Raw genomic sequence first — 12,486 nt, forward strand, 5'->3', positions numbered from 1 at the left:
ATCCCTTTGTCTCATCCGTCGTTCTTGCCCATGGGGGCGGTGCCCGTGGTGTGGTCGCGGAAGCGAAGGTCTCTCCCGTAGCTCACCGCGTCGTCGCCAAAGCGGTCGCGTAGGGCGTCGGTGAGCTTCGAGAGGGCTGCCTGGTCGCGATGGGCGCCGGCGGATTCGGCTGTCTCCTCAAAGAGGCCCATCTGCTGGCCTTGGCCGTCCGAGAAGTCCGAAATCCCCACGCCCACAAGGCGCACCGGCGTTCCCTCGCGCCAGAGCCCACCAAGGAGGTCAACGGCAACAGGCCCAAATACATGCTCGTCGTTTGTTGGCGAGGCAAGCTGCCTCTGGGCCGTTCTCACATGGAGGTCTGCATAGCGAAGCTTGAGGGTGACGGTGCTGCCAGCAAGCTCCTTGCGGCGCAGCCTCCTCCCCGTCATCGCAGCGATGTGGAGCACGGCCGCGCGCACCTCGTCGCTGGTCGTAAGGTCATGGTCGAAGGTCCGCTCGTTCGAGACGGACTTGACCTCCTCGGGCATGGCACGCTCCGCCACGCGGCTCCTCTCGAGGCCTGCCGCGCGCTCTACCAACCGTGGACCCGTCACGCCAAATGTCGCGCGCAGCTCTTTGGCGTCCGCGCGTGCCAGGTCTCCAAGCGTGTGAATTCCCATGGTGGCAAGGCGCCGCTCAGTGGCAGGGCCCACGCCGCTCATGGCTCCGGTGGGTAGGGGAGCCAGGAATGTGCCCTCGGTGCCGGGGAAGACAATCGTGAGCCCGCGTGGCTTATCCCTCTCGGAGGCTATCTTGGCGACGGTCTTATTCACGCCAAGGCCAATCGAGCAGCTCACCCCAAGTCTGGCAACGCGAGTCTGTACGCGTCGGCAAATCTCTATGGGGTTCTCGCGCGAGAAACGCCCCGGGGTCACGTCGAAGAACGCCTCGTCGATGGAGACCTGCTCTACGAGCGGTGTCTCGGAAGTGAGGATGTCCATGACGGCAGCGCTTACCTCGCGATAGCGGGTGAAGTTACCCTGCGTCCATATGGCGTTGGGACAGAGTCTCCTGGCCTGCGCAGACGGCATGGCGGAGTGGACGCCGTAGCGCCTTGCCTCGTATGATGCCGTCGAGACAACGCCACGATGGTCGGCAGAGCCGCCTACAATCACGGGGAGCCCCCGCCATTCGGGATGGTCGAGCTGCTCGACTGACGCGAAGAACGCGTCGAGGTCGAGAAGGCCAATGGCCGGCCCGTTCCATTCGAGGATGTCTTGTGCTCTCTCTGCCATGTCCCGATTATAGGGTGATGGTGAAGGTGGTGCCCTCCTCGGCGGTGCTCGTTGCGGTGATGGAGCCGCCGTGGGCGTCGACGATGCCCTTGCAAATGGCAAGCCCAAGGCCAAAGCCACCGGTCTCCTCGCGGCTGCGCGCCTTGTCGGAGCGGTAGAAGCGATCGAAGATGTGCTCGAGGTCGTCGGGGTCCATGGGGGCGCTTGCGTTGTTCACGGTGAGCACCACACGCTTGTCGGCCTTCTTGAGGCGAACGCTTACGGCCGTTCCCTTCGTCGCGTATTTGGTTGCGTTGTCGACGAGCGTCCGCACGGCCCGTGCAATCTGCGTGCGATCTGCCTGGATGTGGATGTTGGGCTCTATGTCGCTCTCGATTGAGCATCCGCGCTCGTAGGCTACGCCATCAAACTCGATGGCGCACTCGTCGACCACCTCCGAGAGGTCAAAGTCCTCGAGGGCGAGAACGTGCTTGGCACCGTCCGCCTGCGCCTCGTCCGTGTGGGCAAGCGTGAGCAAGTCCTCAACGAGCGCCTTCATGTGGCTCGCCTCGTCGTTGGTGTTCTCGACCCACGTGCGTGTCTCCGCGGGCATCTGCGGGTCGTCGAGCAGGATCTGCGTGTTGGCCAAGATCACCGCTAGCGGCGTCTTGAGCTCGTGCGAGGCGTCAGACACAAAGCGTCGCTGAGAGTCCCACGACTTCTGGATCGGCTTCATGATCCATGCCGAGAGAATCCAGACAATCACAAAGAGCACCGCCATGGCGACAAGGACAATCACAACGTCGGTTGCGGTCTGACGAGCGAGGGCGGCGTCAACGGATTGCGTATCGACGATCGAGACGCGCCAGCCAGTCTCGTTTTGCGAACGCATCCACGAGAGGTGCAGGTTCGCGTTGTGTCCGGAATCTTCGCTCGAGGCAAGGACCTCGGCAATCACTTGGGTAAGAACGCCGGGGTCTATGTAGTAGGAGCTCTTTGCGATGATGGTGCCGTCGGTCGAGACGTCAGCGGAGAGCGTGAGCCAGTTGGGGCCATGGGGCTCGTCACCGTCTCCTTGGTCGCCAAAGCGCGGCGTGAAGTCGATGTCTTCCCTGAGCCCATGGGTCAGTGCCGAATAAACCATGCTGGACTGGTTCATGTAGCTGCTCACCAGGGCAGATCCAAGGGCAACAACAAGAACCAGTCCCACAAGGGCCATAGTTATGACGACGAATTCCCTGCGAAGCTTCTGCAGCATCCGGGGCACCTCCTAAAAGGTCCGACGGCCTCCTGCTAGTCCTCGAAGAGCTCCAGCCTGTAACCAAGCATCCTGAGCGTGGTGATCTGAACTTTGGACCCCACGTGGGCAAGCTTCTTGCGCAGGAACGAAATGTAGGCCTCGACGGAGTTCTCGGAGGCCTCGGCGTCTGCGCCCCAGACCCTCGTGAGGAGGTCCTGCTTGGAGATTACGCGCGAGGATGCGCTCATGAGCATGCGCATGAGCTCGAACTCCTTGCCGGAGAGGTGGATCTTCTTCTCGCCGCACGAGAGGTCGTGGGTGGTAAGGTCGAGCGTGAGGTCGGCGAACTTGATCTCGTCGATCATGACCTCGCCCTTGCGGCGCGTGATGGCGCGCAGGCGTGCGAGAAGCTCCTGGGCCTCGAAGGGCTTGGTCATGTAGTCGTCGGCTCCGGAGTCAAGGCCCTCGACCTTGTCCTCGGTGGAGTTGAGAGCCGTGAGCATGAGCACGGGTGTCGATATGCTGGCGCGGCGCAGCTCGTGGACCACGTCGTAGCCGTTCATGCCCGGAAGCATTACGTCGAGGACGATTGCGTCATAGAGACCGCTCTTCGCGCTCGTGAGACCAGACGTGCCGTCGTAGACGGCCTCGGCGTTGTATCCCGCGTCAGATAGAATGCGAACGATGGCATCGGCGAGGTTTCGCTCGTCTTCGACAACGAGTACGTTCATGGGGGTCCTCCTTAATTTGTGTCTTGTCAGGATAATCGTACGTTGTGAGACTTAAATCCCACTTAAACGCAGGGACGATGCACCCCGCAGTCATATGGTTCACAAAATCTGCAACTTGCGCACCTGCTGGGTGGGCGTAGAATGTCTAGTTGCTATGTGGCTATGCGGTGCAGCCATGACACTACACCAGGGCACCGCTCGTATGGAGGAGTTTTCATTGGCAGTTAAGATTCGTCTGGCCCGTCACGGTGCCAAGAAGCGTCCGTACTATCGCATCGTCGTCGCCGACAGCCGCATGCCTCGCGATGGCCGTTACATCGAGCAGGTTGGCCGCTACAACCCCCTGACCAACCCCAAGACCATCGAGATCGACCTCGAGAAGGTTGACGCCTGGATTTCCAAGGGTGCCCAGCCCACCAACTCCGTCTCTCACCTCATCGACGTTGTCCGCAACGGTCAGCCCGTCGTCGAGAAGAAGGCCAAGATCTCCAAGAAGGCTGCTGGCAAGGCTGCCAAGGCGGCCGAGGAGGCTGCTGAGGCTGCTGCCGAGTAGGGGCGCCTCCATGGAAGACACCATCAACGACGAGGTTGACGAGGAGCAGGAGATGCCCTCCGACAAGGTCGCGGACCTTGTCGAGTACATCGTCTGTGGTCTCGTTGACGACGAGGGTGCCGTCTCGCTTGACGTCACTGACAGCGACGAGGGCTCCCTCATCGAGGTTACGTGTGCCGAGGAGGACGCTGGTCGCGTGATTGGCCGCAAGGGCCGCACGATCAAGGCCATCCGTACCCTCGCGCGCGCCCTTGGGCAGCGCGTGGGGGCCTCTGTCGAGGTCGAGGTCGTAGGCTAGGCTACCTTGCGTGATCGCTACAGAGTCATAGCCCGTGTCGAGAAGTCGCACGGAAGAACGGGGGAGGTCGTGACGGTTGCCGTTCACGGCCTTCCCCCTCTTGTTCGCGAGGGCCTCGAGGTCTTCGTGGTGCCCCCTCGTCTCAAGGGTCCAAGGTCACACGTGGTGACGCACGTATCGGAGGGGGCACACAGCCAGCTCGTCTCGCTCTCTGGCGTGACGGGCATCGACGCCGCAGACGGCCTTCGTGGTCGCTATCTGCTTGCTCGCGAGCAGGACCTGCCGGATGACGTCGCGCTCCACGACGCTGAGGCGCTCTTTGGCCGCGAGGTTGCCGATGAGAGCCTTGGCTTTCTCGGGACCATCGAGGAAGTCATGGTGGGGCCCGCCAATGATGTCTGGGTCGTCGAGGGCCCGTTTGGCGAGGTTCTTGTCCCAGTTGTCGATGACGTCGTGCTGGAGGTTCCGGATACCGGCGTCATTCGGGTCCGCGTGCCCTCTGGCCTTGTCGATGGCGGTGACGACCTGTGATCATCGAGACGCTCTCAGTTTTCCCGGGCGTCTTCTCGCCCTACTTGGATGCCTCGATCATGGGCCGTGCGCAGGCCAAGGGAATCTTCTCCTTTTCTGCGTACGATTTGCGCGACTGGACGCACGATCGGCATCGGACGGTTGATGACGCTCCTTTTGGTGGCGGCCAGGGCATGCTCATGAAGCCTGCGCCCATCTTCGAGGCGGTCCGCGACATCTCGTCGCGCGCCGAGTGCGCCCCGCACGTGGTGTTCTTCTCGCCCTGCGGACGCCGCTTTGACGAGGGCGTGGCAGAGCGGCTCTCCCACGAGGAGCGCCTGCTCTTCGTCTGCGGTCGCTACGAGGGTATGGATGAGCGCGCCTACAGCCTCGCTGACGACGTCCTGTCGTTGGGAGACTACGTCCTCACGGGCGGGGAGCTTCCCGCGCTTGTTGTCATCGACGCGGTGGTGCGCCTGTTGCCTGGTGCTCTTGGGGACGAGATGAGCGCTCGTGACGAGTCATTCTCGGATGGCCTGCTCGAGTACGCTCAGTACACGCGCCCGGCGGACTATGATGGGCAGCGCGTGCCAGATGTCCTTCTCTCCGGCGACCACGGCAAGGTGAACGCCTGGCGCAGGATGAGCGCCATCGAGCGCACTGCCCGCTGGCGCCCAGACTTGCTTGACGGCGCCGGACTCTCTGAGGAAGAGTGGGAGCTCGCGCGCCAGGCGATGTGTGAGGGCAATGATCAGCAAGGGCCCGACAACGAAGGCCCTGCAGCAGAAGGGGAATAGCGTGTCCAAGGGCAAGGCAAAGGAGAAGAGGGGCGGCTTTCTCGACGTCGTCGTGACCATCCTCGTTGCGCTTGGCGTGGCACTGCTGCTGCGTACCTTTGTGGTGGGGGTCTACGAAGTCCCGTCGGGATCCATGCTCGAGACCATCCAGGAGGGTGATCTGCTCCTTGGCGAGAAGGTCACGCTCAACTGGGAGTCCCCCAAAGCTGGCGATGTCGTGACCTTCGAGAGCCCGCGCGAGCCCGGAACCACGCTTGTGAAGCGTGTGATAGCCGTTGCCGGCCAGACTGTCGACCTGCGTGACGGCAACGTCTACGTGGATGGGGTCCAGCTCGACGAGTCCTCCTACACCCTTGGCAAGCCCAGCTACTCGCTTTCGGACCAGGCTGGCTCGGCAGGCATTAGCTATCCATATACCATCCCGGACGGCTACATCTGGGTTATGGGCGACAACCGCACCAACTCTCTCGACTCGCGCTACTTTGGGCCCGTGAGGGTGAGCTCGGTGACGTCGAAGATTCTCTGCATCTATTGGCCGATTCCCGACGTCAAGGCCCTCTAGCGGCCGCGTCGGCGTCTCCTCCCGGAGGAAGGACGGATATGAGCGAAAGCCCGCTTACGTTCCAAGACATGATTCTTGCCCTTGAGCACTATTGGGCCGACAAGGGCTGCACCGTGATGCAGCCGTACGACTCAGAGGTGGGCGCGGGCACGTTCCACACGGCTACCCTCCTGCGCTCGCTTGGCCCCGCCGCCTGGCGCACCTGCTATCCGCAGCCATGCCGTCGCCCGGCAGACGGCCGCTATGGCGAGAACCCCAACCGCCTTCAGCACTACTACCAGTTCCAGGTGCTCCTCAAGCCCTCTCCCGTGGACTCACAGGACCTCTACCTTGGCTCCCTCGCCGCCATCGGCCTCGACCCCGCCGAGCACGACGTCCGCTTTGTCGAGGACGACTGGGAGAGCCCCACGCTGGGCGCCTGGGGCCTTGGCTGGGAGGTGTGGATGGACGGCATGGAGGTCACGCAGTTCACCTACTTCCAGCAGGTTGGTGGCATCGAGGTCGACCCGGTTCCCGTCGAGATCACCTATGGTCTCGAGCGCATCGCCATGTACGCCCAGGGCGTGAACTCGGTCTACGACATCGTATGGAGCTACCTGCCTGACGGCACGCCCATGACCTATGGCGACGTCTTCCTCGAGAACGAGCGCGAGTTCTCTGCATACAACTTCGAGGTTGCCAACGTTGATCTCATGCGCGAGAAGTTCGACGAGTACGAGGCGGAGTGCCACTCCTGCCTTGACGCCCACCTGCCGCTTCCCGCCTATGACTGCGTAATGAAGTGCAGCCACGCGTTCAACCTGCTCGACTCCCGCGGTGCCATCTCCGCAACGGAGCGTGCAAACTACATTCTGCGCGTCCGTACCGTAGCCAAGGACTGCTGCGAGGCCTACCTCGCCGAGGTGGCTGGTAAGAAGGATGACGCATCCGTGAAGGGGGAGGTGGCCTAGATGGCCGAGACCAAGGACTTCCTGCTCGAGATTGGCTGCGAGGAGATGCCGTCCGCCCCGCTTAACCACGCTGTGGTGCAGCTTGGCGAGCTTGTGCGCAAGGGGCTGGACGAGGCCGGCCTCGCGCACGGCAAGGTGGAGACCCACCAGACGCCGAGAAGGCTCGTTGCCTACGTTCACGACGTTGCCCTTGCCACCGAGGAGCTCAACGAGGTAAAGCGCGGGCCCGCGGCCAACATCGCCTTCGACCCAAACGGTGCCCCCACCAAGGCGGCCCAGGGCTTTGCTCGCAAGTTTGGCGTCGATGCCACGCAGCTGGCGCGACGCGTGGACTCCGATGGCCGCGAGTACGTCTTTGCCGAGAAGCACGTCGACGCGCGTCCCGCCACGCCCATCCTCTCCGCCCTCTCCGAGCAGGTCATCGGCTCCATCGAGTGGCCCAACTACAGGAGCCAGCGCTGGGGCTCCGAACACCAGACCTTCGTGCGCCCCATCCGCTGGATCTGCGCGCTTCTCGGGTCAACCGTTGTGCCCGTGAGCTACGCCGACGTCACGAGTGCCGCCACCACGCGCGGGCACCGCGTCCTTGGCGCCGGTGACCACGCGGTGAAGAGCCCCGCCGCCTATGCCGACGTGCTGCGCGAGAATGGCGTGCTGCTCGAGGACGAGCGCCGCGCTGCCATTCTCGATGGCATCCACCGGGTCGAGGCCGAGCGCCCCGGCTGCCGCGTGGACACTCCCAAGCGCACGCTTGACGAGGTCGTGAACCTCTGCGAGTGGCCAACGGTCCTAGTTGGCACCTTCGACGAGGAGTTCCTCAAGGTCCCGCACGAGATCATCTGCGAGTCCATGCTCTCCAACCAGCGCTATTTCCCCGTCTACGACGCCGACGGCAACCTCACGCGCGAGTTCGTCGTGGTCTCCAACGCAGACCCCAAGGTCTCCGCAACCGTGGTCGACGGCAACGAGCGCGTCGTGCGCGCCCGTCTCGACGACGCCAAGTTCTTCTACGAGGAGGACCTGAAGGTTCCCATGGACGAGTTCGTCGAGCGCCTGGGCACCGTTGTCTTCCAGGAGAAGCTCGGCACAGTTCGTCAGAAGGTCACGCGCATGGAGGCTCTCGCCGAGACCGTGGCAAAGGCATCGGGCGCCGACGAGCGCACCTGCGGGCTTGCCAAGCGTGCGGCACACCTTGCCAAGGCCGACCTCGTGAGCCAGGCTGTGGTCGAGTTCACCAACCAGCAGGGCGTCATGGGCGGGTACTATGCCAAAGCAGCGGGCGAGCCCCAGGAGGTCTGTGACGCCATCCGTGAGCACTACCGTCCTCGCTTTGCTGGAGACGAGCTCCCGTCTGGCCTCGTGGGCAAGTGTGTTGCCATTGCGGACAAGCTCGACACCGTGTGCGGCATCTTCGCCATCGACGAGCCGCCCACTGGCTCCTCCGACCCCTTCGCCGTTCGCCGCGCGGCAATTGGCGTGATCGCCATGCTGCGCACGCTTCCCGCTGTCCACCTGCGTCCGCTCATCGAGCTGGCGCTCGCGTCCTACGCCGAGCAGGGTATCGAGTTCGACTCCCAGGTGGTCGCCTCCTCCGTGGCCTCCTTCTTCCAGGGCCGTCTTGCGGCAATCGCCAAGGACGAGGGCATCGCGCCCGACGCCATCGAGGCCGTGGGTGCCGTTGGCGTCATCGACCCGGAGGAGTTCGTTCGCCGCGCCGCCGCACTCGACCGCGCACGCTCCGAGAGCCCGGAGCTCTTCGAGGACCTCGCCACGGCCTATGCCCGCGCCGCCCACCTTGCCAACGCGTCTCTCGGCACCAACGTCGACGCGAGCGTCCTTGGGGATGCGGAGAAGGCTCTTCTCGCCGCCTGCGAGGAGGGCGAGAACGCCGTCTCGTCTGCCCTGGCCTCTGGTGACTTTGACGCCGCCTGCGCGGCCTTGGCTGGCCTTCGCGGCCCCATCGACCGCTTCTTCACCGACGTCCTTGTCATGGACCCCGATCCGGCAGTGAGGGACAACAGGCTCCGTCTCCTCAACCGTTTCGCTGGCGTCTTTGGTGACGTCGCCGATATTGGCGCACTTTCGAAGCGAAAGTAGGGTAAGAGCGGTTACACTTGCTGCAACGTCCCCGCACGATTGGGTCACTTGGGAGGATCGACTATGAGAAAACTTGATCTGGACGACGATGTCTTTAGCCACGTTGTCCCTGCCATCTACGTGCTCTCTGACGCGCGCGGCGAAACCGCAAAGGCTGTTGTTGAGGCTGCCGCTGCTCAGTTTGGCGATGGCTCCGTCGAGATTATCCGCGTGTCTGGTGTCGAGAGCGTCGAGCAGGTCCGAGACTACTTCGACAAGAACTTCGACCCAGAGAGGCCGAGCGCCGTCTTCCACACGTTTGCTAACGGGCAGCTCCGCCGCGAGATTCGCCGTGAGCTCGACAGGAGGGGCATTCCTTCCATCGACTTGCTCGGGCCTGCAGTTACGGTAATCTCCACGCTTACCGGTGAGGAGCCGAGTCACGCCATTGGCGCCACCTTCTCTGAGCGCCCGGCTTCGAATGACTAGCTCATAGGTACAAATCTCTTGTCCGTTCAGGGGGCCAGACTCACGTCTGGCCCCATTTTTGTTACGTTCGCCGGCGTATTTTTCCGTCTACCGGTTACCGCTTGATTTTGGCATCTCACAAAAATGGGTCTGTCTAGAATTGGGCGTTGCGGTGCCCTGAACCTGGCGCCGCGATGTGAGTGCGCGCCGCAAGGCGTGTCAGGTTGTTCGAACAGGGGAGTGAAATGTCTGAGAAGCACGTGTACCGCTTCGGAAAGGACGAGAACGGCAACAACGTGACCGAAGTTGCCGGCGCTACCGTCGACGAGGCGAAGTGGATCACCGGCGGCAAGGGCGCCAACCTGGCGGAGATGGCCAACATCGGCCTTCCCGTTCCTCCGGGATTCTCCATCACCTGCCAGACCTGCGTCGCTTACTCGTCCGCTGGTAACGTTTGGCCCGACGGCGTCCTCGACGAGATCGACGTCTACCGCAAGGACCTCGAGAAGCGCATGGGCAAGAAGCTCGGCGACAAGGACGACCCGCTGCTCGTCTCCGTCCGCTCCGGCGCCCCCTTCTCCATGCCCGGCATGATGGACACCGTCCTGAACCTCGGCCTCAACGACGACTCCGTCCAGGGCCTCATCAAGAAGACCGGCAACCCCCGCTTTGGCTATGACTCCTACCGCCGCTTCGTCCAGATGTTCTCGGACGTCGTCATGGGCGTCGATGGCCAGCTCTTCGAGGATGCCATCAACGCCAAGAAGGCTGAGCGTGGCGTGAAGCTCGACACCGAGCTCAACGCTGACGACCTCAAGGACCTCGTCGCCACCTTCAAGCAGATCTTCTCCGACAACGTCGACCCCGAGAAGTACCCCGAGGTCGTTGTGGACGGCAAGCCCGTGTTCCCGCACGACCCGTACCTCCAGCTGCGCCTTGCCGAGCAGGCGGTCTTCGGATCCTGGAACACCCCGCGCGCCATCCTGTACCGCAAGCAGAACAAGATCCCCGATGACCTGGGCACTGCCGTCAACGTCCAGTGCATGGTCTTCGGCAACATGGGCGACACCTCGGCCACCGGCGTCGCGTTCACGCGCAACCCCGCCGACGGCACCAACGAGCGCTACGGCGACTTCCTGGTCAACGCCCAGGGCGAGGACGTCGTGGCCGGCATCCGCAACACCGAGCCCATCTCCGACCTGCCCAAGACCCCCGGTCTCGAGGAGGCTGGCAAGGAGCTCTACCACGTCTTCGAGATCCTCGAGGACCACTACGCCGACATGATGGACCTCGAGTTCACCATCCAGGAGGGCAAGCTCTGGATGCTGCAGACCCGCGTGGGCAAGCGCACCGCACTCTCCGCTCTCAAGGTTGCCATCCAGATGTACGAGGAAGGTCGCATCTCCAGGGAGACCGCAGTCATGCGCGTTGCCCCCGAGCAGCTCGACCAGCTCCTGCACCCGCAGTTTGACCCCAAGGCCAAGTACGAGGTCCTCGCCAAGGGCCTGAACGCCTCCCCCGGTGCTGCCACCGGCGCCGTGGTCTTCTCGTCCGCTGACGCAGAGGCCTTCAAGGAGGCCGGCAAGCCTTCCATCCTCGTGCGCTGGGAGACCACGCCCGACGACCTCAAGGGCATGGTCGCGGCCGAGGGCATCCTCACCTCTCACGGCGGCAAGACGTCCCACGCGGCCGTCATCGCCCGTGGCATGGGCGCCCCCTGCGTCTGCGGCGTCGAGGCGCTCCACATCGACGCTCCTAACAAGGAGTGCAAGGTTGCTGGCACCGACGTCGTGCTCCACGAGGGCGACATCATCTCCATCGACGGCACCACGGGTGACGTCATACTGGGCGAGGTGCCCCTGGTTCGTCCGCAGCTCGGCGGCGACCTCGAGACCATCCTCGACTGGGCAGACGAGGTCCGCAAGGATCCCGCCCGTGGCCGCGTGATTGGCGTCCGCGCCAACGCCGACAACCCCGCCGACGCGCAGCTCTCCGCTGACAACGGCGCCGAGGGCATCGGCCTGGACCGCACCGAGCACATGTTCCTTGGCGAGCGCAAGCAGCTCATCCAGAACTTCATCCTCGCCGAGTCCGACGACGTCAAGCAGGAGTCCCTCAAGAAGTTGGGCGAGGCCCAGAAGGGTGACTTCCTTGGCATGTTCAAGGCCATGGACGGCAAGACCGTCATCGTGCGCCTGCTCGATCCCCCTCTGCACGAGTTCCTCGACAACCCGCGCGACCTTGAGGTCGAGATCACCAAGGAGGAGTGCGCCGGCAAGGACTGCACCGAGAAGCGCGCCCTGCTCGCCAAGCTCGACTCCTTCCAGGAGGCCAACCCCATGCTCGGCCTTCGTGGTTGCCGTCTGGGCATCGTTTACCCCGAGCTCAACGTCATGCAGGTCCGCGCCATCGCGGGCGCCGCTGCCGAGCTCAAGAAGGAGGGCTTCGACCCCAAGCCGGAAATCATGATTCCGCTCGTTGCCTTCGAGTCCGAGATTGAGCTCGTTCGCGCCGGCGTCGAGAAGACCCTTAAGGAGGTCGAGGAGGAGACGGGCGTCAAGCTCGAGATCCCCATCGGCACCATGATCGAGCTTCCCCGCGCTGCCATCACCGCCGACGAGATCGGCAAGCATGCCGACTTCTTCTCCTTCGGCACCAACGACCTCACCCAGACCTGCCTCGGGTTCTCCCGTGACGACGTCGAGTCCGCGTTCATGCCGCTCTACCTCGAGAAGAAGATCGTCAAGCGGAACCCCTTCGCGACCGTCGACCCTGGCGTCGCCAAGCTCGTCCAGATGGGCGTCGAGGGCGGCCACAAGGCCAACCCGGACATCGTCTGCGGCGTCTGCGGCGAGACCGGTGGCGACCCCGAGTCCATTCAGGTCTACTATGACCTCGGCCTTGACTACGTGTCCTGCTCGCCGTACCGCGTGCCCATCGCTCGCCTCGCGGCCGCGCAGGCCAAGATCAACTCCAACGGCGGTCCTGCCAAGGTCGCCTAGTGGCTTGGCGTTGATGCACGTCTAGCACGCAAGGGGGAGGGGCCTG

12 protein-coding genes are annotated in these 12,486 nt (G+C 63.5%); 9 read left to right on the forward strand and 3 right to left on the reverse strand.

What is annotated here, in order from left to right:
- Nucleotides 1-11: 11 nt before the first annotated feature.
- The 3 genes from dinB to NVS32_RS08050 are packed head-to-tail and all read right to left on the reverse strand — an operon-like array spanning nt 12 to nt 3,224.
- Entirely contained in the window at nt 12-1,274 is a 1,263-nt protein-coding gene (gene dinB / locus NVS32_RS08040) for a DNA polymerase IV (RefSeq protein WP_258499348.1), read from the reverse strand.
- Nucleotides 1,275-1,281: 7 nt separating this feature from the next.
- Nucleotides 1,282-2,511: a sensor histidine kinase gene (locus tag NVS32_RS08045; RefSeq protein ID WP_258499349.1), complete on the reverse strand. Its 1,230-nt coding sequence runs from the start codon at nt 2,509-2,511 to the stop codon at nt 1,282-1,284.
- Between the two features lie 35 nt (nt 2,512-2,546).
- Complete coding sequence (locus tag NVS32_RS08050; protein WP_258499350.1) at nt 2,547-3,224, reverse strand: response regulator transcription factor; 678 nt, start codon at nt 3,222-3,224, stop codon at nt 2,547-2,549.
- A 217-nt stretch (nt 3,225-3,441) separates the two neighbouring features.
- Between NVS32_RS08050 and rpsP the strand changes: the two genes are divergently transcribed.
- The 9 genes from rpsP to ppdK all read left to right on the forward strand — a co-directional run bounded on the left by rpsP (nt 3,442) and on the right by ppdK (nt 12,440).
- Nucleotides 3,442-3,777 (forward strand): 30S ribosomal protein S16, encoded by a 336-nt coding sequence (gene rpsP / locus NVS32_RS08055; RefSeq protein WP_258499351.1) that lies wholly within the window; start codon nt 3,442-3,444, stop codon nt 3,775-3,777.
- A gap of 10 nt (nt 3,778-3,787) precedes the next feature.
- Entirely contained in the window at nt 3,788-4,075 is a 288-nt protein-coding gene (locus NVS32_RS08060) for a KH domain-containing protein (protein ID WP_258499352.1), read from the forward strand.
- Between the two features lie 69 nt (nt 4,076-4,144).
- On the forward strand, nt 4,145-4,606 hold the full coding sequence (locus tag NVS32_RS08065) for a ribosome maturation factor RimM (RefSeq protein WP_258499353.1): 462 nt from the start codon (nt 4,145-4,147) through the stop codon (nt 4,604-4,606).
- Entirely contained in the window at nt 4,603-5,382 is a 780-nt protein-coding gene (gene trmD / locus NVS32_RS08070) for a tRNA (guanosine(37)-N1)-methyltransferase TrmD (protein WP_258499354.1), read from the forward strand. The genes NVS32_RS08065 and trmD overlap by 4 nt, the downstream gene beginning before the upstream one ends.
- 1 nt (nt 5,383) lies before the next feature.
- Nucleotides 5,384-5,944, forward strand: a complete 561-nt coding sequence (gene lepB, locus NVS32_RS08075; RefSeq protein ID WP_258499355.1) for a signal peptidase I — start codon at nt 5,384-5,386, stop codon at nt 5,942-5,944.
- 38 nt (nt 5,945-5,982) lie between these two features.
- The gene (locus NVS32_RS08080) at nt 5,983-6,894 is read left to right on the forward strand and encodes a glycine--tRNA ligase subunit alpha (protein WP_258499356.1); all 912 of its coding nucleotides are present in this window, start codon (nt 5,983-5,985) and stop codon (nt 6,892-6,894) included.
- Entirely contained in the window at nt 6,895-8,991 is a 2,097-nt protein-coding gene (gene glyS, locus NVS32_RS08085) for a glycine--tRNA ligase subunit beta (RefSeq protein ID WP_258499357.1), read from the forward strand.
- A gap of 63 nt (nt 8,992-9,054) precedes the next feature.
- Entirely contained in the window at nt 9,055-9,459 is a 405-nt protein-coding gene (locus tag NVS32_RS08090; protein WP_258499358.1) for a kinase/pyrophosphorylase, read from the forward strand.
- Nucleotides 9,460-9,683: 224 nt separating this feature from the next.
- Nucleotides 9,684-12,440, forward strand: coding sequence for a pyruvate, phosphate dikinase (gene ppdK / locus NVS32_RS08095; protein WP_258499359.1), 2,757 nt, complete (start codon nt 9,684-9,686; stop codon nt 12,438-12,440).
- Nucleotides 12,441-12,486: the final 46 nt, after the last annotated feature.

This window comes from Tractidigestivibacter montrealensis (assembly GCF_024741235.1).
Lineage (GTDB): Bacteria > Actinomycetota > Coriobacteriia > Coriobacteriales > Atopobiaceae > Tractidigestivibacter > Tractidigestivibacter montrealensis.

Bases quoted from the DNA above. Each gene is read 5' to 3' on its own strand.
- dinB (WP_258499348.1), bottom strand. From the start codon at position 1,274: ATGGCAGAGAGAGCACAAGACATCCTCGAATGGAACGGGCCGGCCATT.
- NVS32_RS08045 (WP_258499349.1), bottom strand. From the start codon at position 2,511: ATGCTGCAGAAGCTTCGCAGGGAATTCGTCGTCATAACTATGGCCCTT.
- NVS32_RS08050 (WP_258499350.1), bottom strand. From the start codon at position 3,224: ATGAACGTACTCGTTGTCGAAGACGAGCGAAACCTCGCCGATGCCATC.
- NVS32_RS08060 (WP_258499352.1), top strand. From the start codon at position 3,788: ATGGAAGACACCATCAACGACGAGGTTGACGAGGAGCAGGAGATGCCC.
- NVS32_RS08080 (WP_258499356.1), top strand. From the start codon at position 5,983: ATGAGCGAAAGCCCGCTTACGTTCCAAGACATGATTCTTGCCCTTGAG.
- glyS (WP_258499357.1), top strand. From the start codon at position 6,895: ATGGCCGAGACCAAGGACTTCCTGCTCGAGATTGGCTGCGAGGAGATG.
- NVS32_RS08090 (WP_258499358.1), top strand. From the start codon at position 9,055: ATGAGAAAACTTGATCTGGACGACGATGTCTTTAGCCACGTTGTCCCT.
- ppdK (WP_258499359.1), top strand. From the start codon at position 9,684: ATGTCTGAGAAGCACGTGTACCGCTTCGGAAAGGACGAGAACGGCAAC.